Below are 24,347 nucleotides of genomic sequence, written 5' to 3'. Positions count from 1 at the left end.
TTTTCCCTACGTGACATACAGCACGGGGAAGGCACGCAACCGTTGGGACACCTGCCCGCATCCCGCTGGACCCCAGCAGGCCAGCGCGTTAAAGTGATAACACTTTGCTAGACCAGCGAAAGCACGCACTGCGGCAGACATCACGCGCCGCACCACGCGCGTCCCGACGCGCCACCGAAGAAACGGGGACCCCATGACCGATACGACACCCCCCTCCGTCGCCTCCGCGGACGCCCCGGAGATGCCGGAGCCACAGGTCCGCGAGCGGCGTGCGCACAGCATCCCGGGCGGGCTGGCGCTGCTGCTGACCGTCCTGGGCGTCGCCCTCGGCATCGCCATGATCATCGTCGGCGCCTTCCTCGGCGACGCCGGCCGCAACGCGGTCGCCGTCCCGCTGGTGATCGCCGGGATCCTGCTCCTGGTGGGCTCGCTCTACTGCATGAAGGGCGTGAAGATGGTCGCGCCCGGCGAGGCCCAGGTGATCCAGCTCTTCGGGCGGTACGTCGGGACCGTCCGCACCGACGGCCTGCGCTGGGTCAACCCGCTCACCTCGACCCGCAAGATCTCCACCCGGGTCCGCAACCACGAGACCTCGGTCCTGAAGGTCAACGACGCCTACGGCAACCCGATCGAGCTGGCCGCGATCGTCGTCTGGAAGGTCCGGGACACCGCCCAGGCGCTCTTCGAGGTCGACGACTTCCTGGAGTTCGTCGCCACCCAGACCGAGGCGGCCGTCCGGCACATCGCCATCGAGTACCCCTACGACGCCCACGACGAGGACGGCCTCTCGCTGCGCGGCAACGCCGAGGAGATCACCGAGAAGCTGGCCGTGGAGCTGACCGCCCGGGTCCGGGCCGCCGGTGTGCAGATCATCGAGACCCGCTTCAGCCACCTCGCCTACGCCCCGGAGATCGCCTCCGCGATGCTCCAGCGGCAGCAGGCCGGTGCGGTCGTGGCGGCCCGGAAGCAGATCGTCGAGGGCGCGGTGGGCATGGTCGAGTCGGCCCTGGAGCGGATCAACGAGCAGGGCATCGTCGAACTGGACGAGGAGCGCAAGGCCGCCATGGTCAGCAATCTGATGGTGGTGCTGTGCGGCGACCGCGCCGCCCAGCCCGTCCTGAACACGGGCTCGCTCTACCAGTGAGCCAGGAAACCCCCCAGGGGCCGGGCGCCGACCGCGAACCGCCCCCCGGCCGCCGGCCGCAGCAGCGCAAGCAGGTGCTGCTGCGGCTGGACCCGCTCCTGCACGACGCCCTCAGCCGCTGGGCCAACGACGAACTCCGCAGCACCAACGCCCAGATCGAGTTCCTGCTCCGCAAGGCCCTCGCCGAAGCCGGCCGCCTCCCCCGCGGCGTGGCCGGACCGCCCCGTCGGGGACGCCCGCCGAAGGCACGCCCGGAGGAGCCGCCGGAGAGCTGACGGAGAGCCGGTGCAGAGCCGGCGGGCGGCGGGCGACCACCGGGACTTCATCTATACACGCTAGGTATACACCTCATGTAGAGTGCGGCGCATGCCCTGGCCGGCGCTGTCGTTCGCGCGGCCGGTTGTCGGCATGTCCTGTTCGCACTTCCGGAGGATCGTGGATGGCCCCGGCCGGTTTCCTGCTCGAAGCACGTGCGCTGCGCAAGGCGTACGGGCCCACACCAGCGCTCGACGGGGCGGACTTCGCCATCCGTCCCGGCGAGGTGGTCGCCGTCATGGGCCCCTCCGGGTCCGGCAAGTCGACGCTGCTGCACTGCCTCGCCGGGATCGTCCGTCCCAACTCCGGCACGGTCCGGTACGGGGAGCACGTCCTGACCGACCTCGGCGACGCGCGGTGCAGCGCACTGCGCCGCTCCGACTTCGGCTTCGTCTTCCAATTCGGCCAGCTGGTACCGGAGTTGACGTCCCTGGAGAACGTCGCACTGCCGCTGCGGCTGAACGGCACCAGGCGCAAGGAGGCCGAGCGCCGGGCCCGCGAGTGGCTGGCGCGGCTGGAGGTGGACGACGTCGCGGCCAAGCGGCCCGGTGAGATCTCCGGCGGCCAGGGCCAGCGGGTCGCGGTCGCCCGCGCGCTGGCCGCCGCGCCGCGGGTGGTCTTCGCCGACGAGCCCACCGGCGCCCTGGACTCCCTCAACGGCGAGCGGGTGATGCGACTGCTGACCGACGCCGCCCGGGACACCGACGCGGCCGTGGTGCTGGTGACGCACGAGGCGCGGGTGGCCGCGTACGCCGACCGGGAGGTCGTGGTGCGGGACGGCATCGCCCGGGAGACGGCGGGCGCGGCATGAGCGTCGGGAGCAGGACGATCACGGGGCCGCGCGGCTGGGGCCGGGACCTCTGGACGGGGGTGCGGTTCGCGGTCGGCGGAGGACGCGAGGGGTGGATCCGTACCCTGCTGACCGCGCTGGGCGTGGGGCTGGGTGTGGTGTTGCTGCTGGGCGCCGCGTCGATCCCGACCATGATGGAGATGCGGTCCCAGCGCGGCGACGCCCGGCAGCCGATGGAGAGCGAGCAGTCGCCGCCGCGGTCGGCGGCGACGCTGGTCGAGGCGCAGGCGGACACCGACTTCCGCGGCGACCCCGTACGGGGCATGCTGCTGCGGCCCGACGGCGACCGGGCGCCCGCCCCGCCGGGGGTGAGCACCCTGCCGGGACCCGGCGAGATGGTGGTCTCCCCCGCGCTGCGCGGCCTGCTCGGCTCGCCGGAGGGCCGACTGCTGCGGGAGCGGCTGCACTTCAAGGACGTGGGAACGATCGGGCAGGCCGGCCTGATCGGCCCCGGCGAGCTGATCTACTACGCCGGCAGTGCCACGCTGACCACGGACGACGGGGGCTGGCGCATCGCCGGGTTCGGCACCCGCACCAAGAGCGACCCGATGGACCCGATGCTGCTGGTCCTGATGATCGTGGGCTGTGTGGTGATGCTGATGCCGGTGGCCATCTTCATCGCCACGGCCGTGCGGTTCGGCGGCGAGCGCCGGGACCGAAGGCTGGCCGCGCTGCGGCTGATCGGCGCCGACGCCCGGATGACCCGGCGCACGGCGGCCGGTGAGGCGCTCTTCGGGGCGGTGTGCGGACTGGCGGTGGGAGCCGTGCTGTTCCTGGCGGCACGCCGGCTCGTCGGCGGCGTCGCCGTCTGGGACGTCAACGTCTTCCCGTCCGACATGACCCCGGTCCCGGGTCTGGCGGCGCTGGTCCTGCTCGCCGTACCGCTGGCCGCGATCGGTGTCACGCTCTTCGCGCTGCGCCGGGTGAGCATCGAGCCGCTGGGGGTCGCCCGGGAGGGCGCCGGACGCCGGCGCCGGCTGTGGTGGCGGCTGCCGCTGCCGGCGGTGGGGCTGGTGCTGATGCTCTTCAACGGAACGGTCAGCGGACGGGACGCCTCGGTCAACCCCTATCTGGTCGCGGGCGGCGCGACACTGTTCCTGCTGGGGGTGGCGCTGCTGCTGCCCTGGGCGGTGGACGCGGCGATGGCGCGCCTCCGGGGCGGGCCGGTGCCCTGGCAGCTGGCGGTCCGCCGGCTCCAGCTCAGCGGGGCCGCGGCGGCCCGGGCGGTCAGCGGAATCACCGTCGCGGTCGCCGGGGCGATCGCACTCCAGCTGTTCTTCGCCGCGATCCAGGGCGACTTCATGAAGGCCACCGGGCAGGACGCGAGCCGGGCCCAGCTGCACACCATGCTCCCGTCGCACGAGGTCGGCACGATCCGGAAGATGATCGAGGAGTTCCGTGCGACCGAGGGCGTCCGCGGCGTCATCGCGTCCATCGACTCGTCCGCCTCCCGGCCCGGCCCGCTCCGCCGGGGCGAGCAGTTCCGCCCCAGCACCCGGGTCACCGTCGGCGACTGCGGCAGCCTGCGCGAGATGGCGCACACCGGCCCCTGCAAGGACGGCGACGTCTTCGTCGCCGAGGACGGCAGCGGATCGGTCGACGCCGGCTACATCGCCGAGACGGCGCGTCCCGGTGCCACCGTGGACCTCGCCCCGGACGACGGGTCCGGCAAGCCGCCGCACCCGCGGCTGTGGACCGTCCCGCGATCGGCCCGCACGGTCGAGTCCCGTGTCGACCCCACCGGGCAGACGGCCTTCGGCCTGCTGGTCACCCCGGGCGCCCTGGACCTGAGGCTGCTGGACCATCCGATGGCCCGCGCCATGGTCAGGATCGACCCGGAGGTCCCGGACGCCGTCGAGCACGTCCGGAACACCGCGGCCCGGATCGACCCGCGGACCAAGGTCTTCGCGCTCCAGAACATCGCCCGCGACAAGCAGTTCACCAGCCTGCGGACCGGCCTGCTGGTCGCCGCCACCGCAACCCTCGCCCTGATCGCCGCCAGCATGCTGGTGACGATGGTGGAGCAGCTGCGCGAGCGCCGCCGGCTGCTGTCCGTCCTGGTCGCCTTCGGCACCCGGCGGGCCACGCTGGCCTGGTCGGTGCTGTGGCAGACCGCCGTCCCGGTCGCCCTGGGGCTGGCCCTGGCGGTCGCCGGCGGTGCCGGGCTGGGACTGGCGCTGCTGAGGATGGCCCACAAGACCTCCTTCGACTGGTCGGTGGTCTGGCCGCTGACCGCCACCGGGGGCGGCCTGGTCCTGGTGGTGACGCTGCTCAGCCTGCCGCCGCTGTGGCGGATGATGCGGCCGGACGGGCTGCGCACGGAGTGAGCGCCCGCGGTGCGGGGCGGTGGCCGGCAGAAGCCCGCGGCCACCGCCCCGCACCCGCGCCGACCGGCACGTTCCCCGCGCGCACCGGGCAGCTATACAACGCACGTATACACCAGCGTTACACCCCCGAGTAAGGTGGTCGGCATGTCAATCGGTCATACGCTGCTGGGCCTCCTGGAGTCCGGCCCCCGCCATGGCTACGACCTCAAGCGGGCCTTCGACGAGCACTTCGGGCAGGACCGCCCGCTCCACTACGGGCAGGTCTACTCCACGATGTCCCGGCTGCTGAAGAACGGCCTGGTCGAGGTGGACGGCGTGGAGGCCGGCGCGGGCCCGGAGCGCAAGCGGTACGCCATCACGGACGCCGGGATCACCGACGTCGCCCAGTGGCTGGCCCGGCCGGAGAAGCCCGAGCCGTACCTCCAGTCGGTCCTCTACACCAAGGTCGTACTGGCCCTGCTGACCGAACGGGACGCCGCCGAACTCCTGGACACCCAGCGCACCGAGCACCTGCGGCTGATGCGCGGCCTGACCGAGCGCAAGCGCGCCGGGGACCTCGCCGACCAGCTGATCTGCGACCACGCGCTGTTCCACCTGGAAGCCGATCTGCGCTGGCTGGAGCTGACCGCCGCCCGCCTGGACAAACTCGCGGAAACGGTCGGCGCATGACGCCCGAGGGATCCCTGCTCGCCGCCGAGGGGCTGCGCAAGGCGTACGGGCCCACGCCCGCCCTGGACGGCGCGGACTTCTCGATCCACCCCGGCGAGGTGGTCGCCGTCATGGGCCCCTCCGGGTCCGGCAAGTCGACGCTGCTGCACTGCCTCGCCGGGATCGTCCGCCCGGACTCCGGCACCGTCCGCTACGGCCCGCACACGCTCACCGACCTCGGCGACGCCCGGCGCAGCGCACTGCGCCGCACCGACTTCGGCTTCGTCTTCCAATTCGGCCAGCTGGTACCGGAGTTGACGTCCCTGGAGAACGTCGCACTGCCGCTGCGGCTGAACGGCACCAGGCGCAAGGAGGCCGAGCGCCGGGCCCGCGAGTGGCTGGCGCGGCTGGAGGTGGACGACGTCGCGGCCAAGCGGCCCGGTGAGATCTCCGGCGGCCAGGGCCAGCGGGTCGCGGTCGCCCGCGCACTGGCCACCACACCCCGGGTCGTCTTCGCCGACGAACCCACCGGCGCCCTGGACTCCCTCAACGGCGAACGGGTGCTGACCCTGCTGACCGACGCCGCCCGGGACACCAACGCGGCCGTCGTGCTCGTCACCCACGAGGCCCGGGTCGCCGCCTACTCCGACCGGGAGATCGTCGTCCGGGACGGCCGGGTGAAGGACATGGCGGGCCGGATATGACGCTGCTCCGCTCGCAGCCCCCGGGCGAGCGGGACACCGCCGTACCCGCACTCCCGCCCGCGGCCCCCCGGACCGGCCCGGCCGTCTGGGCCCGCGACCTCGCCATGGGCATGCGGTTCGCCGCCGGCAGCGGGCGGGAGGGCTGGGTCCGCACCGCGCTGACCACCGCCGGGGTCGCCCTCGGCGTGGCGGTGCTGCTGTTCTGCGCCTCCGCGCCGCACCTGATGAACGCCTGGCACGGCCGGGAGAAGGCCCGCGAGAACCTCGGCCAGCAGCACCCGCCGCCACGCGGTGACCGCACCCTCCTGTACGCCCACACGGACACCGTCTTCCGGGGCACCGCCATCCGCGGGCGGCTGGTCCGCCCGGACGGCGCGCACCCGCCGGCACCGCCCGGCGTACGACACCTCCCCGGCCCGGGCGAGGCGGTGGTCTCGCCGGCCCTGAAGGAGCTGCTGGCCGCCCCCGACAGCGCGCTGCTGCGCGAGCGCCTGAGCGGCTACCGGGTCGTCGGCGTGATCGGCGCCGAGGGCCTCAAGGGCCCTCGGGAACTCACCTACCTCGCGCACGACGACGCCCTCACCGAGCGCACCGGCTACCGCATCGACCGCTTCGGCAAGAGCTGGGAGCCACAGCCGCTGACCACCCCCGGCCTGGTCCTGGTGATCATGACGTGTGTGGCGCTGATGACACCGGTGATGGTCTTCATCGGCACCTCCGTGCGCTTCGGCAACGAACGCCGGGAACGCCGCCTGGCCGCCCTCCGCCTGGTCGGCGCCGACGTCCGCACCACCCGCCGGATCGCCTCCGGCGAGGCGCTGTTCGGCTCGCTGCTCGGGCTGCTGGGCGGCGCCGCGCTGTTCCTCGCCGGCCGCCTGCTGGCCCCGTCCATCACCCTGTGGGACATCAACGTCTACCCCTCGGACGTCACCCCCGGCCCGCTCGCCGCCCTGCTGATCGCCGTCCTGGTGCCGACCGCCGCCGTCCTGGTCACCCTGGTCGCCCAGCGCGGCGTCACCGTCGAACCGCTCGGCATCGTCCGCAACCGCCCGCCGGTCCGCCGCCGGCTGTGGTGGCGCGTCGCGCTGCCGGCCGCCGGCACGGCCCTGCTGGTCCCGATGGCGCTCCGGCCGGGCCCGGTCGACAACCCGCTGGCCACCACCTGCCTCGCCGCCGGCGCCACGCTGCTGCTGTTCGGCGTCACCGCGCTGCTGCCCTGGCTGGTCGACCGGGTCGTCGACCGGCTGCGCGGCGGCCCGGTCCCCTGGCAGCTGGCGGTCCGCCGGCTCCAGCTGAGCAGCGGCCCGGCGATCCGCGCGGTCAGCGGCATCACCGTCGCGCTGGCCGGCGCCGTCGCCATCCACATGCTGATGACCGGCTCACAGGCCGGTTTCGCCGCCGCGTACGCCGAGTCCGGGCGGGTGCCGCAGATCCGCCTCTGGGGCAACGGGGCAAGCTGGCAGCAGACCGAACGACTGCTGGACGCGCTGCGCGCCACCCCCGGGGTCACCACCGCCCGCGGCCTCCTCGACGCCAACGCCGGCCGGATGCCCACCCCGGACCACGACACCAGCCGCGACCTCCCCGGCATCATCGGCGTCGGCAGCTGCGCCGAGCTGCGCAAGGTGGCCCACCTGCCGTCCTGCCGGGACGGCGACGCCTTCGTCACCGACGGCCACCGGGACTCCGGCACCGAGAGGGGCCTCACCCCCGGCGCCACCGTCAACCTCAACCCGCCGAACGCCTACGACGATCCCGTCCCGACCCCCCGCCCCTGGACGGTTCCGCCGTCCGCCCGCGCCGCCCGGCTCGCCCCGCTCCAGGACGGCCACCGCCTCTACTACGACCTGCTCCTGACCCCCTCGGTCCTCGACGCCTCCCGCCTCACCCTGCCCAGCACGGAGGTCCTCGTCCGCTTCGACCGCGGCACCCCCGACGCCGTCGAGCACATCCGCAACACCGCGGCCCGGACCGACCCGACGATGCTGGAGGGCTCCTCCCTCGACAACCCGCACGACCGGCAGTACGACGGCATCCGCACCACGATCTTCATCGGCGCGGTGATCACCCTGCTGCTGATCGGCGCGGGCCTGATCATCTCCACCGTCGAGCAGCTCCACGAACGCCGCCGGCTGCTCTCCACCCTCGACGCGTACGGCACCCGCCGCACCACCCTGGGCTGGTCCGTCCTGTGGCAGACGGCGCTGCCGGTGGCCCTCGGCCTGACCCTGGCACTGGCCTGCGGACTGTCCCTGGGCTCCCTGCTGCTCACCATCACCGGCAGCGACGTGATCGTCGACTGGCCGGTGGTCGCCGGCATGCTCGGCATCGGCGGCGGCGTGATCCTCTTCGTCACCGCCCTGAGCCTGCCGCCGCTGTGGCGGATGATGCGGCCCGACGGCCTGCGCACGGAGTGAGCGTCCCGTGTCCCCCAACGAATGAACATTGTCGTACGGGACGAGAAGGGCCGCCGCTGCCTACGATGATGGTCTCGACACCAGCCCATGGGAGGCACGCAATGTCCGCAGCAGCTGTCGAGCGCCGCTACGCGCCGGCCCACAAGCCGCTGACGCTCCTTGAGCAGGCCGACCAGCTCATGGAGCAGCTTCCGGGGTACCGCGTCGAGATTCTCGGAGGCGTTCTCACCGTGACCCCCCCCTCGGACCCCGGCCACGCGTTCGGGTTGTCCTGCCTCAGGCGCCCCTTCGTCGCGGCAGGTCTGGACGGCGGCGACACGGCGATCCTCGAAGGGCTCGGCCTGTGGCTGGGCAGCCCTTCCGACTTCGCCGTCCCTGACCTCTCTGTCGTGGACATCGATGTCCGTGACCATGTCGTCAAGTACGAATGCTGCGACCCGGCGGTGTTCCGGATGGTCCTGGAGATCACGTCCGGGAACTACACCAACGACCTGCGTACCAAGGTAGCCGCCTACGGCGCGGCGAAGGTGCCGGTGTATGTGATCGTCGATCGCAAGCACGAGCGCCTCCACGTCCTCACCGAGCCCATCGAGGACGGCTACGGCATGCACCGCATTCATGTGCCCGGGGAGAAGGTCACCCTCCCGGAGTCGATCGGCGCCGAAGTCACCCTGGATGTCACGCAGATCCTGGACGATTCCCGGCGCGTCACCCCGCGCCGCTGACGCCCCTCACCCCTCCACAACCCGCACCGGCAACCCCCGCATGGCCCCCCGCAGCGCCGCCGCGAACTCCTCGAACTCCGGCTGCCGGGCCGAACCGCTGCGCATGGCCAGGGCGATCCGCCGGGAAGGTGCCGGGTCCGCGAAGTAGCCCGTGGTCAGCAGGTCGTTGCGGGCGGTCTCGACGCGAAGTGCCGTACGCGGCAGGAGAGTCACCCCCAGGCCACCGGCCACCAACTGCACCAGCGTGGAGAGTCCGGCCGCGCTCGTCGTCACCGGTGTGTTCTCCTCCCTTCCCGCCTCGCGGCAGATGTCCAGCGCCTGGTCGCGCAGGCAGTGCCCCTCGTCCAGCAGCAGCAGGTCCAGCTCCCTGAGCGCCTCGCGGGGGATGTCGCCGCGGCCGCCGAGCCAGTGCTCCTTGGGGGCCACCAGCACGAAGTCCTCGTCGAACAGCGGGATTTCGGTGACCTGCGGGACGCCGAGCGGCACCGCGAGCAGCAGCAGGTCCAGCCGGCCGTGCGCCAGACCGTCCAGCAGCGAGGCGGTCTGCTCCTCGTGGACCTGGAGATCGAGGTCCGGGTAGGTGTCGTGGACCAGCCGCAGGACGGCCGGCAGCAGATACGGGGCGACGGTCGGGATGACGCCGAGGCGCAGCACGCCGGTGAAGGGCGCGCGGGCCGCCTCCGCCTCCTCCATCAGCGCGCCGACCGCGTCCAGGACCGCCCGGGCGCGGGCCGCCACCCGCTCCCCCGCCGGTGAGAGCAGCACCTTGCGGGTCGTACGCTCCAGGAGCTGGACGCCGAGGGTCTCCTCCAGTGCGGAGACGGCGCCGGAGAGCGCGGGCTGGCTCATGCCGATCTCGGCCGCCGCCTCCCGGAAGTGCAGATGTTCGGCGACCGCGGCGAAGGCCCGCAGCTGGGCCAGGCTGGGCTGACGGGGCCGCCCGCCGGGGCTCGTGGGGGAAGCCACTGATAACCACCTCCGATCAACATCCACAAGTCTAACTATTTCCCTGATCAATGCCTGCTGTGGCACTGTGGATCCCGTCCAAGCCTCACAGAAAGCCCCGAAAGACCCCACGAGGGACTTTCTAGCAACAAGGAGAGCGCGTGCTCACTGTCGGTGACAAGTTCCCTGAGTTCGACCTGACCGCCTGCGTCTCGCTGGAGAAGGGCAAGGAGTTCGAGCAGATCAACCACAAGACCTACGAGGGCAAGTGGAAGATCGTGTTCGCGTGGCCCAAGGACTTCACCTTCGTGTGCCCCACCGAGATCGCCGCCTTCGGCAAGCTGAACGACGAGTTCGCCGACCGTGACGCCCAGGTCCTCGGCTTCTCCGGCGACTCCGAGTTCGTGCACCACGCCTGGCGCAAGGACCACCCGGACCTGACCGACCTGCCCTTCCCGATGCTGGCCGACTCGAAGCACGAGCTGATGCGCGCCCTGGGCATCGAGGGCGAGGACGGCTTCGCGCAGCGCGCCGTCTTCATCGTCGACCAGAACAACGAGATCCAGTTCACCATGGTGACCGCCGGCTCCGTCGGCCGTAACCCCAAGGAGGTCCTCCGGGTCCTCGACGCGCTCCAGACCGACGAGCTGTGCCCCTGCAACTGGAGCAAGGGCGAGGACACCCTGGACCCGGTCGCCCTGCTGGCTGGTGAGTGAGACCCATGGCTCTCGATGACCTCAAGTCCGCGGTTCCGGACTACGCCAAGGACCTGAAGCTGAACCTCGGTTCGGTGATCGGCAACTCCGACCTGCCGCAGCAGCAGCTGTGGGGCACGGTGCTCGCCTGCGCGATCGCCTCGCGCTCCCCGAAGGTGCTGCGCGAGCTGGAGCCGGAGGCGAAGGCCAACCTCTCCGCCGAGGCGTACACCGCCGCCAAGTCGGCCGCGGCCATCATGGCGATGAACAACGTCTTCTACCGGACGCGCCACCTGCTCTCCGACCCGGAGTACGGGAACCTGCGCGCCGGTCTGCGGATGAACGTCATCGGCAACCCGGGCGTGGACAAGGTCGACTTCGAGCTGTGGTCGCTCGCGGTCTCCGCGATCAACGGCTGCGGCATGTGCCTGGACTCGCACGAGCAGGTCCTGCGCAAGGCCGGTGTCGAGCGCGAGACGATCCAGGAGGCCGTCAAGATCGCGGCCGTCCTCCAGGCCGTCGGCGCCACCCTCGACGCCGAGGCCGCCCTCGCCGAATAAGGCGCACGGCAGCAGACCTCAGAACGAAACCCCCGCGGACCTCGTGTCCGCGGGGGTTTCGTGCGTCCGGGCGCTAGGGCGGGTCGTCAAACTCCCGTCGTCCGCCCGGAGGGCGGGCCTCGCGGCGTCTGGTGCGTGCGATCTCAAGGCGGAGGGTCATCCCGGTACTGGGCGTACCGGGATGCGCCCGACAACGCGGAGAGCGTGCGTGCCAGGCGTCGCGAGGCAGGCGGGAGTTTGACGACCCGCCCTAGTTGTCCGGCGTCCGTGAACGGCGCGGCAGGGTCGGGGCCACGTCGAGGGCGGTCGCGCCGCGGGGCGGCACCGTCATCTTCAACGCCTGCTCCCTGGAGTACGAGCGGAGATAGCCGACGACGGTGTTGCTCACCGCCACCAGCGGGACCGCCACCACCGCGCCGCCGATGCCGCCGATCAGGCTGCCCGCGGCGACCGAGAGGATCACCGCCAGCGGGTGCACCCGGACCGCCCGGCCCAGGATGAAGGGCTGGAGCACATGGCTCTCGATCTGGTTCACCGCCAGCACCACCGCCAGCACCAGCAGCGCCGTGAAGACGCCCTGGGTGACCAGCGCGACCACACACGCCAGCGCGCCGGAGACCACCGCGCCGATCAGCGGGACGAAGGCGAACAGGAAGATGAAGACGGCGAGCGGGACGGCCAGCGGCACGTCGAGGAAGTACAGCCCGACGCCGATGAAGGTGGCGTCGATCAGCGCCACCAGGACCGTGCCGCGGATGTACGCGGTCAGCGTCCGCCAGGCGCGCGGGCCGGCGCCCGCCACTCCCCCGCGGGCCGCGGCCGGCACCAGCTTGAGCGTCCACTCCCAGATGCGGCGGCCGTCGTAGAGCAGGAACAGCGTGGTGAACATCGCCAGCAGGATGCCGGTGAACATCTCCAGGACGACCGTGACGCCCTCCAGGCCGGCCGAGGTGATCGCCTCGGTGTTGGCGCCGATCGCGTCCTGGAGGTTCTTGGCGATGTGGTTGATCTGGCTCTCGGTCACATGGAACGGGCTCTTGAGCAGCCAGCCCTTCAGCTCGGTGATGCCCTCCTGGATGCGGCTGGACACCGAGTCGATGTTGTCCTGGACCTGCCATACGACGAACCAGCCGACCAGGCCCATCACCACGAAGCCGCCGATGAAGGTCAGCGCGGTGGCCGCCCCGCGCGGCACGTTGCGCTGCCGCAGCCAGGCCACCGTCGGCTGGAGCAGCGCCGTGATCAGCAGCGCCGCGACGAAGGCCAGCACCACCAGCGAGATGGTGGTGATCACCTTCGCCAGCACCCACACCGTTCCGGCCAGCACCAGCAGCCGCCAGCCGGCCTCGGCCGCGACCCGGACGCCCCAGGGGACAGCCGCCACCGGGTCCGGCGGGGCGGCGACGGCCGGCGCGTAGGACGGCGGCGCGGGGACGGACTCGGGCGCGCGGGCGGCGGGCTCCGACTCCGGCTCCTCCTGCTCCTCCGCCCGCTCCTCCGGCCGCGGCGCACTCTCCACGGCGGCCATGGTGGCCACGGCCCCGGCGGCGTCGGCGGCGGCCATCGCGTCCGGCCCCCAAGTGGCCGTCGCGGCACGCCCGCCCGGCCCGCGCTCCGCCGGGATCCGCAGGCCGTGCCCGTCCGGCTCGGCGGTGCGCCCGACCCGCCCCAGCTCGTCCGCGTCTTCGGCTGCGGCCGCAGCCGCCTCGGCGCGGCGGCGCTGTTCCTCCAGCCGCTGCGAGAGCCGCGTCAGACCGGCGCCCAGGCCACCGACCCACTGAGGCAATCTGGACATGTAGCTTCCTCTTCCCCGCCCTTGCGGCAATGTGACGCCTCGACGTTACCTGTGGCGCACGCACGAAACCCCCGACGCGTCGCGTTCGGGGGTTTCCGAGTGCTGTGGCGCGGCCCGCGAGGGCCTGGCGCGCGGCCTAGTACCAGCTGTTGGCCTGCCAGAACGACCAGGCACCGCAGGGGCTGCCGTACCGGCTGTTCATGTAGTTCAGGCCCCACTTGATCTGGGTGGCCGGGTTGGTCTGCCAGTCGGAACCGGCGGAGGACATCTTGGAGCCGGGCAGCGCCTGGACGAGGCCGTAGGCACCGGACGAGGAGTTGGTCGCCTGGTAGTTCCAACCGGACTCGCGCTCCACGATGTTGCTGAAGCACTGGAACTGGTCGGAGGCGATCATCTGCCGCGCCATCGCCTGGGTCTCGGCAATGCTGTACGAAGCCTTCGCGACGAAGTCGCTGGCGTCGCGCACGGCCGAGCGGGAGGCGGCCAGCGCCTTCTCGCGCTCCTTGGCCTGCTTCTCCGCCTTGTCCTTGTCGGCCTGGTCCTTCTTGTTCTGCGCGGTCTCCGCGGCCGCCTTGCGGGCCGACTCCTGCGCGGACTTCAGTGCCGCCGCGTCCGCCTGGGTGGACGCCGAGTCTGCCTGCTGCGTCAGCGATGCCGTCTGCACCTGGGCCTGCTGGCCCGCGGGGATGTCGGCGATCGTCGCGTCGGCGGCCGTTGCCTCGGTGTTGCCGACGGCTGCCTGGCTGCCCGATGCGACGCCGACGACGGCGCCGACGGTGGTGACCGCGGTGGCGGAGGCCACTGCGAATCCCCGGACCGAGATCCGGCTCACACGATTTCCTTCCAGCATCGCCCGCTTAGGTGACCTCGCGGACGCAATCGTGCCCCTGGCGCTGGCCTCCCCTTGTTCCGGCGCCTGTTGAGCGGTGGCGCCGACTGGTCACGGGAGGCACTGGCCCGGTGCGTACCCTCGGGGTCCGCGTGGTGCTCGGGCGGCATACGGCAACTCGCTATGAAGTTCGGGTCGTCCATACACCCCGGGGGGTGGGTCTGGGCCGTATGCGGGGCCTGACAGGACCCAGACTCTGCCCGAACGGGCTACCGGGAGGCAATTCCCCATCGGGTGTGAAAGCTCACACCCAGTTTGCCCCGCGGGATTTCCGGATATCCAAGCGCACACGAGCGCCGCCCGGCTAAGCTCCTACGCTTCTCCGGGCGGCGCACCGTTTCACAACGGGTCAGATCCTGCCGTCCTCCAGCATTTCGGTCACCAGCGCGGCGATCGGCGAGCGCTCCGAACGGTTGAGCGTGACGTGCGCGAAGAGCGGATGCCCCTTCAGTTTCTCCACGACGGCGACCACTCCGTCGTACCGACCGACCCTGAGGTTGTCCCGCTGGGCGACGTCATGGGTGAGCACGACCCGGGAATTGGCCCCGATCCGGGACAGAACGGTCAACAGGACGTTCCGTTCCAACGACTGGGCCTCGTCCACGATGACGAACGCGTCGTGCAGCGAGCGGCCGCGGATGTGGGTCAGCGGCAGCACCTCCAACATCCCGCGGGAGACCACCTCCTCGATGACGTCCTTGGTGGTCACCGCGGACAGCGTGTCGAAGACCGCCTGCGCCCAGGGGCTCATCTTCTCCGCCTCGGTGCCCGGCAGATAGCCCAGCTCCTGCCCGCCGACCGCGTACAGCGGGCGGAACACCATCACCTTGCTGTGCTGCCGGCGCTCCAGCACCGCCTCCAGACCGGCGCACAGCGCCAGCGCCGACTTGCCGGTGCCGGCCCGGCCGCCCATCGAGACGATGCCGACCTCCGGGTCGAGCAGCAGGTCCAGTGCGATCCGCTGCTCGGCGCTGCGGCCGTGGATGCCGAACGCCTCCCGGTCGCCGCGCACCAGCCGGACCGCGCCCTCCGGGGTGACCCGGCCCAGGGCCTTGCCGCGCTCGGACTGCAGCACCAGCCCGGTGTGCACCGGGAGTTCGTCCGCACCCGGGACGTGGGCGGTCTCGGCGGCGAAGAGGTCGTCCACCTGCTCCGCGGAGAGGGCGAGTTCGGCCATGCCGGTCCAGCCGGAGTCGGTGATGGCCAGCTCGGCGCGGTACTCCTCGGCCAGCAGACCCACCGAGGACGCCTTGATGCGCATCGGCAGGTCCTTGGAGACGACGGTGACGTCGAACCCCTCGGCCTGGAGGTTGCGGGCGACCGCGAGGATCCGCGAGTCGTTGTCGCCCAGCCGGCTGTGACCGTTGAGGAAGGCGGCGGGCAGCAGTCCCGGGTCGGAGTGGTTGAGCTCGACCCGGAGCGTCCCGCCGAGTTCCCCGATGGGGATGGGCGCGTCCAGCCGCCCGTACTGCACCCGGTACTCGTCCAGCCGGCGGAGTGCCTGCCGCGCGAAGTACCCGAGCTCGGGATGGTGGCGCTTGGCCTCCAACTCCGTGACCACGACGACCGGCAGCACCACCTCGTGTTCGTCGAAGCGGGACATGGCGGCCGGATCCGCCAACAGGACGCTGGTGTCGAGTACATAGGTGCGCCGGTCGCTCTCACGGCGCTTCTTGCTGTTCACCACGGGTGGACGAACCCCCTCGGATGAGGTCGGGGTGCGACGACGTCGCCGGGGACAGGGCCGGGTTCTGGCCACGCTGCGCGGGCCGAACGCCGGCCCTCCGCGTCGTCCGTGCAATACGCACGATCGTCCGTGATGCGCAAAGGGCCTCCCGGGCGGACGGCCCCATGCCGCCCGCTGAGATCCGGCGCCCGATGGCTTGTATTTCTGGGCACCGACCTGCCAGGGATATTCCCTTCAACCCCCGCACCCATGCCACGGCATATGACACACGCTCGATGAACCTTTGGTTACAGATGCCCGCTGACCGGCGGAAAGACGGGCGAAGCAGCCACCGGACGGGGACCCGGCAGCCGGAAGCACCCCCGGCGGAGAGGCGCCGGAGGGGGCGTCAGGAGAGGCACCGTCAGGGCGCGGGACGCACGGCCCGGGAGCCTGCGTCCCCGGGGCGCCGCCGGTGCCCGGCCGACGCCCCGCCACGCTCTCCCGCCCCCGAAGATGGCCGGATCACACCGCACGAAGTGGCCGGAACCCGGCCTAGCAGGTGTCCGACACCCGCCGCCCCGGAGATCGGTCCCGTACGGAGAACGGAAAGCAGGCGGAAGGCGAAGGGCGTACGACGGGCCCCGGGCGTGTTCTCCGGTGCGGGTGCGGACCGGTCTTCAGTTGCCGTAGCGGCGGTGCCGGGCCGCGTAGTCGCGCAGCGCCCGCAGGAAGTCGATCTTCCGGAACGCCGGCCAGAAGACCTCGCAGAAGTAGTACTCGGAGTGCGCGCTCTGCCAGAGCATGAAGCCGGACAGCCGCTGCTCGCCACTGGTGCGGATCACCAGGTCCGGGTCCGGCTGACCCCGGGTGTAGAGGTGCTCCGAGATCAGGTCGATGTCGACGATCTCGGCCAGCTCCTCGAAGCTCGTACCGCGCTCGGCGTGCTCCAGCAGCAGCGAGCGCACCGCGTCCGCGATCTCCTGGCGGCCGCCGTAGGCGACCGCGACGTTCACCAGGATGCCCTGGTTGTCGAGGGTGTCCTGCTCGGCCTTCTTGAGCACCCGCTGGGTCGCGTCGGGCAGCAGATCGCGGTTGCCGACGTGGTGCACCCGCCAGCGGCCGTCCGCGGCCAGATTGCGCACGGTGTTCTCGATGATCCCCAGCAGCGGGGTCAGCTCGGCCGCCGGCCGGTCGAGGTTGTCCGTCGAGAGCAGCCAGAGCGTGACGACCTCGACGTCGGTCTCCGCGCACCACCCCAGCAGCTCGCCGATCTTGGCCGCACCCGCCTGGTGGCCCTGCTCCGTCGACAGTCCGTCGGCCCGCGCCCAGCGACGGTTGCCGTCCAGGATGACGCCGATGTGTTTGGGCACCTGGGCGTGGTCCAGGCGGCCCTCCACCCGGCGGGCGTACAGCCGGTAGACAAGATCGCGCAGTGCAGGCGGATACGGGATGCGCATCCCGGAAGATCGCAGCATGTGTGGTCCAGCCCCTCCGTGCCGATGGCCATCGCCCCGTCGCCTAAGGGGGCAACTTTACTTCTCGGCTGTCTCAACAGCCCAATCAGGTATGTCACAAGTCCGTGATAGGGAGAGGACCATGACCACTGGCTCTGACTACCGCGCAGCGGATTCACGCTATGCCTCCATGGAGTACCGGCGTACCGGCCGCAGCGGCCTCAAACTCCCCGCTGTCTCCCTCGGACTCTGGCACAACTTCGGGGACGACCGCACCCTCAGCTCCCAGCGGGCCATTCTGCGTCGCGCCTTCGACCTGGGCATCACCCACTTCGACCTGGCCAACAACTACGGTCCGCCACCCGGGTCCGCCGAGCTGAACTTCGGAAAGATCTTCGCCCAGGACTTCCGCGGCTACCGCGACGAGCTGATTCTCTCGACAAAAGCCGGATATCTGATGCACCCCGGCCCTTACGGCGAATGGGGCTCCCGGAAATATCTGCTCTCGTCGCTGGATGCCTCGCTGAAGCGGATGGGCGTCGATTACGTCGATATCTTCTACTCGCACCGCTTCGATCCGGACACCCCGCTGGAGGAGACGATGGGCGCCCTGGCGTCCGCCGTCCAGCAGGGCAAGGCCCTGTACGTCGGGGTCTCCTCGTACAACACGGAGCAGACCCGCGAGGCGGTCCGCATCCTGCGCGAGATGGGGGTGCGCCCGCTGATCCACCAGCCCTCGTACTCGATGATCAACCGCTGGATCGAGGACGACGGCCTGCTGGACACGGTCGCCGACGCGGGCATGGGGTGCATCGCGTTCGCCCCGCTGGCCCAGGGCATGCTCACTGACAAGTACCTCGACGGCGTCCCCGAGGGCTCGCGGGCCGCGCAGGGCAAGTCCCTGGACCCGAACCTCCTCACCGACGAGGTCGTCCGCCGCCTCCGCGGCCTGAACGAGATCGCGGCCGGCCGCGGCCAGTCGCTGGCCCAGCTCGCGCTGAACTGGGTCCTGCGGGATCCCCGGATGACCTCCGCCCTGATCGGCGCCAGCAGCGTGGCCCAGCTGGAGACGAACGTCGCGGCCCTCGAAGCGCCCGCGATCACCGACGGGGAACTCGCCGAGATCGACAAGTTCGCCGAGACGACGGAGGGCGTCAACATCTGGGCCCGCCGTTAAGCTGGCGCTTGGCTTGCTTCCCACGTAGTCGGCTTTCCCGCCGTGCGGGTTCCTGTTTTTTTGCGCCTGGCGGCGCTTGCCTGTTGCGCTTGGCAGCGCGTTTCCGGCCCGCTTCGCGGGCATTCGATTGCCGCTGCGCGGGGCTGTTCGGCCGCGGTGCCGGGCCTGCGGGGGTGGTGTGTCGGACTGCTGCGCTTTACGTCCGACACACCACCCCCTCCGGCCCGTCCCCTCCCGTTGAGGGGTGGGAAAGACGGTCGGTGGGGGCTGGTGCGAGGGGTGCTGTGCGGGTCGTTCATTGATTGACGGGCACCCGTCAATCGCCGGTCGTCCATCACTCCGGACCCCGCGCCCGCAGGGGCCCACCGGGTGTGCAGCCCCAACCGGGTTGAAATCCACCCTCCAACGGGAGGGGACGGGTCGGAGGGGCAGGGGTGTGCCGGACGTAAAGCGAAGCAGTCCGGCACACCCCTGCCCCGGAGGCCCGGCACCGCGGCCGAACAGCCCCGCGCAGCGGCAATCGAATGCCCGCGAAGCGGGCCGGAAACGCGCCGCTAGGCGCAACGGGCAAGCGCCGCCAGGCGCAAAAAACAGGAACCCGCACGGCGGGAAAGTCAGCTACGTGGGAGGCAAGCCGAATGCAATGAAAAGCGGGCCGGTCCGTGGGGGGGATACGGACCGGCCCGAGGGGGGGCTTCCACCATAACCCCGCGGAAGGGGTGCTTTGTGCACCGCGGACCCGACGGCGTGGCTCAGGACGGATCAACCGGGCGCGACAGCGCCCGTCAGCAGGGCGCAGAAGGCCCCGATGATCATGAATGGGCCCAGGGGCAGGGTCGCCTTGCGGTCGGTGCGGCGGCTGAGCAGGAGGAGCGCCGCGTAGAGGGCGCCGATCAGCAGGCCGGCCGCGCCGCCGGTGATCAGGGTGGGCCAGCCGTACCACCCAAGGGCGACGCCCAGGCCGAGCGCCAGCTTGACGTCGCCGAGGCCCAGGCCCGTGGGGTTGAGGAGGTGCAGGAGCAGGTAGCAGGCGGCCAGGGCGAGGCCGCCGAGGAGGGCGCGCAGCCAGCTGCCGGTGGCGCCGGTGAGCCAACCGACGGCGCCGAGCGCGGCGGCCGCGGTCCCGGCCAGTGGCAGGGTCAGGACGTCGGGGAGGCGCTGCACCCGTCGGTCGACGAGCGTCAGGAGGACGGCGAGGGGGGCCATCAGCAGCCAGGCGGCGAGCTCCGGGCGGGGTCCGGCGGTCGCCGCGAGGGCCGCGCAGGCGAGGGCGGTGGCCACCGCGGTCGGCGGTGCGGCCGGCCCGTAGGGCGCCCGGCAGTCCGGGCAGTGGGCGGGACCCAGCCAGCCCCGGGCCGCGCCGGTGAGCGGATGGCCGGCCGGGCAGTGTGCGCGCCAGTTCTCGTCCGGTTCCACGGAGAGGCGGTGCGCGGGTCGCGGCAGGAGGAGTCCGGTGGCGGCTCCGTAGGCGGCGGCGAGGGCGATCAGGGTGACGGACACGGGCTCGACCCTAGAGCGCGGTGGTTGATAGAACGGCGGGCATGGGGAGTTGGGTGGATGGGCGGGGCGTCCTGGAGATTGCCGGGACGCGGGTTCCGGTGGAGATCGCGGCGTCGTACCGGGCTCGGACGCGGGGGTTGCTGCGGCGGGACGGGATCGCCGGGGCGCTGCTGCTGGCTCCGGCGAGCGGGGTGCACACGTTCGGGATGCGGTTCGCGATCGATGTGGCCTATCTGAACCGGGACTTGGTGGTGGTGGACGTGTGCACCCTGCGGCCCGGGCGGTTGGGGCGACCGCGGCTGCGGGCCCGGCACGTGCTGGAGGCGGAGGCCGGGGCGATGGCCGGGTGGGGGATGCGCCGCGGGGTGCGGGTGCGGGTGCGGACCGGGGACGAGGGCGGGCGAGTGAGCTGGTGGGGCTGATCGTCCCTCGGATCGCCCCTCGGGCATGGGGTGTCGGGGTCAGGATTTGGTGGCGCCGGCCGTGCCGACGGGGGTTCGGGGTGTGGCGGTGAGCGGGGGTGGGGCGGGGCGGTTGCGGCGTTCGAGGGTGGCGGCCCAGGCCGTGGCGGCGAGGCCGAGGAGGCCGGTGGCGGCGCCGACCCAGGCGACGGAGGGCAGGCCGAGGCCGGCGTCGATGGTCAGCCCGCCGAGGATCGGGGTGAGGGTGATCCCGACGTTGAAGGCCGAGGTGTTCACCGCGGGGACGAGGGTGGGGGCGTCGGGGGCGAGGCGGAAGACCCGGGACTGGACGACGGGGTTGACGAGGTAGGCGGTGAAGCCGAGGACGGGTACCAGGACGAGGGTGACCGGAAGGTCGTCGGCGGTGCGGGCCAGTGCGGCGGAGGCCAGGGTGAGCAGGGCGGCGCCGGCGGCGAGGGTGCGCAGCGGGGCGGAGTCGGCCAGTCGGCCGCCGACGGTGATGCCGATCAGGCCGCCGATGCCGTAGAGGGCGAGGACGGCGGGAACCCAGGCGGCGGGGAGTCCGGTCACCTCGGTCAGGAGCGGGGCGAGATAGCTGAAGGTGACCACGCCGGCCCCGAAGGTCAGGGTGGTGATGAGGTAGGAGAGCCAGAGCCGGGGGCGGGCCAGTCCGTTCAACTCGCGCCGGAGTTCGGGCAGTTGGTGGCCGTCGGCGGTGATGGGGTGGGCGGGGAGGGCGGTACGCAGGGAGAGGGCACTGAGGACGGTGAGGGCGGCGACGGCCCAGAAGGCGGTACGCCAGCCGGCGTGCTGACTGAGGACCGTTCCGGCGGGCACGCCCACGACGGTGGCGAGGGTGAGCCCCATGGCGACCACGGACATCGCCCTGCCCTTCGCTTCCTGCGGCACCAGGGACACCGCGGTCGCGGCGGCCACCGACCAGAAACCGGCGTAGGCGACGGCGCTGACGACGCGGGTCGCGAGGAGCACGCCGTAGCCGGGGGCCAGCGCGCCGACCACATGGCCCGCGGTGAAGGCCAGTTGGAAGGCGATGAGCGCGGTGCGGCGCGGGACGCGGAGGGTGGCGACGGCGAGCACGGGGGCGCCGACGACCATGCCGACGGCGAACGCGGAGATCAGCAGGCCGGCGCCGGAGAGGGGGACGCCGAGGTCGGTGGCGATGTTGGGGAGGAGGCCGGAGAGCATGAACTCGGAGGTCCCCTGGGCGAAGATCGCCAGGCCGAGGAGATGGACGGCGAGGGGCATGGGTGGATTCCCAACGGTGGGTTCAGTGGATTTGGCGGATTGGGTTGATGGGGCGGATTTGCCGGTGATGGGGAGACGGCTGGAGTGGCGGGCGTCGGTTGGTTTGGTTTTGGATGGGTCGGTTCAAAATTGGGGCATGGTGCGGCCCGGGTGGGTTGCGGGAGGGGCCGGGGCCGCCCCGTCGAGCTTGGGCGGGTGGGATCAGAAGGCCGTCAGGGCGGCGTCGGCGACGCCTTCCAGGGCGGCACGGTCGACGCCGGCGCGGGCCGAGACGCGGATGCCGCCGACGGAGGCGATGAGGAGGTGGGCGAGGGTGCGGGAGTCCTTGTCGGGGGCGATGTCGCCGTCGCGCTGACCGGACTCGATCACGGCGCGGATCATCTCCAGGCGGAGGCCGTAGTCCCGCTCCAGGGTGGCGGCCACGGGGGCGTCGTGGGCCGAGACCTCGATGGCGGTGTTGACGACCAGGCAGCCGCGGCCGTCGAGGTGGCGGGTGAACTCCTCGTCGATGATGCGCTGGAGGACGGCGCGGAGCTTCTGGCGAGGGGTGAGGGTGTCGCTTTCGAGGAGTTCGGCGAGTTCGCCGTTCTTGCACTCCATGTAGCGGGCCAGGGCCCGTTCGAAGAGGTCGTGCTTGCTCTTGAAGGTGTTGTAGATGCTGCTGCGCCCGAGACCCGTGGCGTCGCACAGGTCCTGGGTGGACGTCGCTTCATAGCCGGCGGCCCAGAACGCCTCCATCGCGGCGTCGACCGCCCGCCCCTCGTCGAACTTCCTGGGTCGGGCCATGGGAGGAACGTAACATTTATTGGATCGAGTGGTCCAATATTTGCGCCGGTGGGCGGCGGCCCGTTCCTCAGCCGCCGTTGCGCGGGAAGCTGACCTCCACACGGCGGTTCTTCCGGCGGCCGGCCTCGGTGCTGTTGTCGGCGACCGGGTACTGCTCGCCGTAGCCGCGGATCTGGAAGGTGACGGAGGAGCCGAGGTCGACGGCGAGTTCGCGCTGGACGGCGTTGGCCCGCTGCTTGGAGAGGACCAGGCCGTGCGCGACGGTGCCGAGGTTGTCGGTGAAGCCGAACACCCGCAGCTGGGTGGCGTGCTGCTTTCTGACCTCGTCGGCGATGGCGCTGATCCGGGCCAGCGAGTCCGTCGACAGCTCGGCGCTGTCCTTGCCGAAGAGGACCTCGGCCTGGAGCGAGAAGGTGATGTTGTCGTTGGTGTCCTGGCGGCTCTCGGAGCCGTCGTCGGTCTCCACCACGGACTTGATGTTGAGGACCTTGGGCGGGGCGAGGGTGGCGCCCTGGACCATCCGCAGGTTGGGGTTGGTGGGGTCGATGCGGACCGGCGCGGTGGTGTCCTCGGTGATGTCCGGCGGGTCGGCGTGGGCGGCGGGGGCCGTCAGGGCGACGGCCAGCAGGAGGGCGGCGGCGGCCGTGACGGCCGTACGGGAGGCGGTCATCGCGGCGGCTCAATCGCTGATCTTGATGGTGGCCGGCGGCAGGGTCGGCAGCAGGAAGTCGACCTCGGTGACCTTGGCGGGCGGGGCCGGGAACTGCGCGAAGATCGGGCGGCTCTGGCCCGGGAGCAGTCCGCTCAGGCCCGTCGTGCACAGGCACTCGCCGTGGGTGTCGCGGAGGACGAGGTAGCGCTTCTTGCCCGCCTTGTCGACCAGGGTGGCGCCGGAGATGGACGAGCGCGACTTCAGCTCGGTCTCACTGGAGCGCCAGTCGATGGCGTTGAAGGCGCGGGTGCCGTGGTTGGCGACGGTGCCCTCGACGGTGACGAAGCCGCCGGCGTCGCGGACCGCGGAGCTCAGGGTGACCACGACGCCGTCCGCGCCCTTCATCTCGCCGATGACCTTGTCGGCGTCGGCCGCGGGCGAGCCGTCGCCGCCGTCAGGGGTGGCGCTGTGGGAGGCCGGCTTCCGGTCGGCCGGTTTCTGCGCGGTGCCGCCGTCGCCCCCACCGCAGCCGGCCACGAGGAGGGCCAGGCCGATCGCGCTCGCCGTGGCAACCGCTCCCCTGGCGGCCTTCGTGGTGCACCGAATGCTCATGGATGCGTTCCTTCGCTGAGTGCGGTCGGGAGGTCGGTGGGGGCCATGGGGCGGCGGGGCCCGGTGGGGTGGGGGTTGAAGGGGTCGGGGTGGGGCGGCGGTCACCGGACCAGGCGTACGGAGAACAGGTCGGCGGCCGTGGGGAGGTCCTGGGGGCGGTCGGGGTCGAGCGTCCAGCCCTTGCCGTCGCAGACGAGCGTGCGGGGGGCGGGCCCGGTGTCCTTGCCGCCGGCCGGCCCGGTGGGGGTGGGGGTGGGCGTGGGTGCGGCCGAGGGGCCGCCACCGGGCGGGGCGACGGTGCAGCGGGGGGTGACGACGGCCTTCGCCGCGGCCGAGGCGTGGGTGCCGGCGGTGCCGGGGATCACCGAATCGCCCACCGTGCTCCGGGACTTCACGGTGACGGCGAACGACGTCGGCCAGGAGTCCGGGGTGCAGGAGGAGACCGCGGCGTCGTTGCGTCCGGCGTACCAGTCGGCGTTCGCGCAGGCGGCGCCGGAGGGGACGCCGCGGCCGGCGAGGAGGTCGCTCCAGGCCGTCGGGTCGCCGGCGCCGGGAGCGGCGCGGAGTCCGGCGAGGACGCCCTTGCGCAGGTCGTCGCGGTACTTCTGGCCGGCGGCCAGCGCGGCCGCGTCCGCGGCGGTCTGGGCGCCGTTGCGGGTGGCCGCCGCCTGGCCGACGGCGAAGAAGGCGAGCGCGAGGAAGAGCAGGCCCCCGATCGCGACGAGGTAGATCGGCAGGGTCTGTCCGGCGTCGCGTCGGGGGCGGCGCGTGGCGGTGGTGGCCGGCACGGGCGGA

The 24,347-nt window shown here is 72.0% G+C and carries 23 protein-coding genes; 12 read left to right on the top strand and 11 right to left on the bottom strand.

The features are described 5' to 3' along the window. Positions 1-193 precede the first annotated feature (193 nt). The 8 genes from K2224_RS11395 to K2224_RS11360 all read left to right on the top strand — a co-directional run bounded on the left by K2224_RS11395 (position 194) and on the right by K2224_RS11360 (position 9,130). Positions 194-1,144 (top strand): SPFH domain-containing protein, encoded by a 951-nt coding sequence (locus K2224_RS11395; protein ID WP_221906452.1) that lies wholly within the window; start codon positions 194-196, stop codon positions 1,142-1,144. Beyond that, entirely contained in the window at positions 1,141-1,419 is a 279-nt protein-coding gene (locus K2224_RS11390; protein ID WP_221906451.1) for a hypothetical protein, read from the top strand. The genes K2224_RS11395 and K2224_RS11390 overlap by 4 nt, the downstream gene beginning before the upstream one ends. Before the next feature lie 164 nt (positions 1,420-1,583). Further along, complete coding sequence (locus K2224_RS11385; protein ID WP_221906450.1) at positions 1,584-2,270, top strand: ABC transporter ATP-binding protein; 687 nt, start codon at positions 1,584-1,586, stop codon at positions 2,268-2,270. Beyond that, on the top strand, positions 2,267-4,636 hold the full coding sequence (locus tag K2224_RS11380) for an FtsX-like permease family protein (protein ID WP_221906449.1): 2,370 nt from the start codon (positions 2,267-2,269) through the stop codon (positions 4,634-4,636). The genes K2224_RS11385 and K2224_RS11380 overlap by 4 nt, the downstream gene beginning before the upstream one ends. Positions 4,637-4,780: 144 nt before the next feature. Continuing rightward, on the top strand, positions 4,781-5,305 hold the full coding sequence (locus K2224_RS11375; protein ID WP_221906448.1) for a PadR family transcriptional regulator: 525 nt from the start codon (positions 4,781-4,783) through the stop codon (positions 5,303-5,305). Further along, entirely contained in the window at positions 5,302-5,988 is a 687-nt protein-coding gene (locus K2224_RS11370; protein WP_221906447.1) for an ABC transporter ATP-binding protein, read from the top strand. The genes K2224_RS11375 and K2224_RS11370 overlap by 4 nt, the downstream gene beginning before the upstream one ends. Further along, positions 5,985-8,405: an FtsX-like permease family protein gene (locus K2224_RS11365; RefSeq protein ID WP_221906446.1), complete on the top strand. Its 2,421-nt coding sequence runs from the start codon at positions 5,985-5,987 to the stop codon at positions 8,403-8,405. The genes K2224_RS11370 and K2224_RS11365 overlap by 4 nt, the downstream gene beginning before the upstream one ends. 101 nt (positions 8,406-8,506) lie before the next feature. Beyond that, positions 8,507-9,130: a Uma2 family endonuclease gene (locus K2224_RS11360; RefSeq protein ID WP_221906445.1), complete on the top strand. Its 624-nt coding sequence runs from the start codon at positions 8,507-8,509 to the stop codon at positions 9,128-9,130. 6 nt (positions 9,131-9,136) lie between these two features. Here K2224_RS11360 and K2224_RS11355 read toward each other — a convergent pair whose 3' ends face one another. Continuing rightward, positions 9,137-10,096 (bottom strand): hydrogen peroxide-inducible genes activator, encoded by a 960-nt coding sequence (locus tag K2224_RS11355; protein WP_221906444.1) that lies wholly within the window; start codon positions 10,094-10,096, stop codon positions 9,137-9,139. A 140-nt stretch (positions 10,097-10,236) separates the two neighbouring features. Here K2224_RS11355 and K2224_RS11350 point away from each other — a divergent pair, with 140 nt between their 5' ends. Both K2224_RS11350 and K2224_RS11345 read left to right on the top strand, forming a co-directional pair. Then, entirely contained in the window at positions 10,237-10,791 is a 555-nt protein-coding gene (locus tag K2224_RS11350; RefSeq protein WP_018536446.1) for a peroxiredoxin, read from the top strand. Positions 10,792-10,796: 5 nt separating this feature from the next. Beyond that, positions 10,797-11,330 carry an alkyl hydroperoxide reductase gene (locus tag K2224_RS11345; protein ID WP_018536447.1) on the top strand — a complete coding sequence of 178 codons (534 nt, stop codon included), beginning with the start codon at positions 10,797-10,799 and terminating at the stop codon, positions 11,328-11,330. A 250-nt stretch (positions 11,331-11,580) separates the two neighbouring features. Here the strand turns inward: K2224_RS11345 and K2224_RS11340 are convergent, their stop codons facing one another. From K2224_RS11340 to K2224_RS11325, 4 genes are all read right to left on the bottom strand, one after another. Then, positions 11,581-13,125 (bottom strand): AI-2E family transporter, encoded by a 1,545-nt coding sequence (locus tag K2224_RS11340; RefSeq protein ID WP_221906443.1) that lies wholly within the window; start codon positions 13,123-13,125, stop codon positions 11,581-11,583. Between the two features lie 136 nt (positions 13,126-13,261). After that, the gene (locus K2224_RS11335; RefSeq protein ID WP_221906442.1) at positions 13,262-13,957 is read right to left on the bottom strand and encodes a transglycosylase SLT domain-containing protein; all 696 of its coding nucleotides are present in this window, start codon (positions 13,955-13,957) and stop codon (positions 13,262-13,264) included. Positions 13,958-14,363: 406 nt separating this feature from the next. Then, positions 14,364-15,701 (bottom strand): PhoH family protein, encoded by a 1,338-nt coding sequence (locus tag K2224_RS11330; protein ID WP_221906441.1) that lies wholly within the window; start codon positions 15,699-15,701, stop codon positions 14,364-14,366. A 659-nt stretch (positions 15,702-16,360) separates the two neighbouring features. Beyond that, entirely contained in the window at positions 16,361-17,140 is a 780-nt protein-coding gene (locus tag K2224_RS11325) for an isoprenyl transferase (RefSeq protein WP_221909588.1), read from the bottom strand. Between the two features lie 139 nt (positions 17,141-17,279). Between K2224_RS11325 and mgrA the strand changes: the two genes are divergently transcribed. After that, positions 17,280-18,314, top strand: coding sequence for an L-glyceraldehyde 3-phosphate reductase (gene mgrA / locus K2224_RS11320; RefSeq protein WP_221906440.1), 1,035 nt, complete (start codon positions 17,280-17,282; stop codon positions 18,312-18,314). Between the two features lie 762 nt (positions 18,315-19,076). Here the strand turns inward: mgrA and K2224_RS11315 are convergent. After that, positions 19,077-19,814 carry a prepilin peptidase gene (locus K2224_RS11315; RefSeq protein WP_221906439.1) on the bottom strand — a complete coding sequence of 246 codons (738 nt, stop codon included), beginning with the start codon at positions 19,812-19,814 and terminating at the stop codon, positions 19,077-19,079. Positions 19,815-19,855: 41 nt separating this feature from the next. Here K2224_RS11315 and K2224_RS11310 point away from each other — a divergent pair, with 41 nt between their 5' ends. Further along, complete coding sequence (locus tag K2224_RS11310) at positions 19,856-20,236, top strand: DUF192 domain-containing protein (RefSeq protein ID WP_221906438.1); 381 nt, start codon at positions 19,856-19,858, stop codon at positions 20,234-20,236. Positions 20,237-20,275: 39 nt separating this feature from the next. Here K2224_RS11310 and K2224_RS11305 read toward each other — a convergent pair whose 3' ends face one another. The 5 genes from K2224_RS11305 to K2224_RS11285 all read right to left on the bottom strand — a co-directional run bounded on the left by K2224_RS11305 (position 20,276) and on the right by K2224_RS11285 (position 24,340). Further along, positions 20,276-21,502 carry a Cmx/CmrA family chloramphenicol efflux MFS transporter gene (locus tag K2224_RS11305; RefSeq protein ID WP_221906437.1) on the bottom strand — a complete coding sequence of 409 codons (1,227 nt, stop codon included), beginning with the start codon at positions 21,500-21,502 and terminating at the stop codon, positions 20,276-20,278. A gap of 201 nt (positions 21,503-21,703) precedes the next feature. After that, complete coding sequence (locus K2224_RS11300; RefSeq protein WP_221906436.1) at positions 21,704-22,288, bottom strand: TetR/AcrR family transcriptional regulator; 585 nt, start codon at positions 22,286-22,288, stop codon at positions 21,704-21,706. A 67-nt stretch (positions 22,289-22,355) separates the two neighbouring features. Further along, positions 22,356-22,958: an OmpA family protein gene (locus K2224_RS11295; RefSeq protein WP_221906435.1), complete on the bottom strand. Its 603-nt coding sequence runs from the start codon at positions 22,956-22,958 to the stop codon at positions 22,356-22,358. A gap of 9 nt (positions 22,959-22,967) precedes the next feature. Continuing rightward, positions 22,968-23,552, bottom strand: a complete 585-nt coding sequence (locus K2224_RS11290) for a hypothetical protein (RefSeq protein ID WP_221906434.1) — start codon at positions 23,550-23,552, stop codon at positions 22,968-22,970. Between the two features lie 101 nt (positions 23,553-23,653). Next, on the bottom strand, positions 23,654-24,340 hold the full coding sequence (locus tag K2224_RS11285) for a pilus assembly protein TadG-related protein (RefSeq protein WP_221906433.1): 687 nt from the start codon (positions 24,338-24,340) through the stop codon (positions 23,654-23,656). Positions 24,341-24,347 lie beyond the last annotated feature (7 nt).

Origin of the sequence: Streptomyces sp. BHT-5-2, from assembly GCF_019774615.1 — a bacterium.
Lineage (GTDB): Bacteria > Actinomycetota > Actinomycetes > Streptomycetales > Streptomycetaceae > Streptomyces.
Note: the sequence above shows the minus strand (reverse complement) of the source record. Positions and strands in the feature narration are given on the sequence as shown.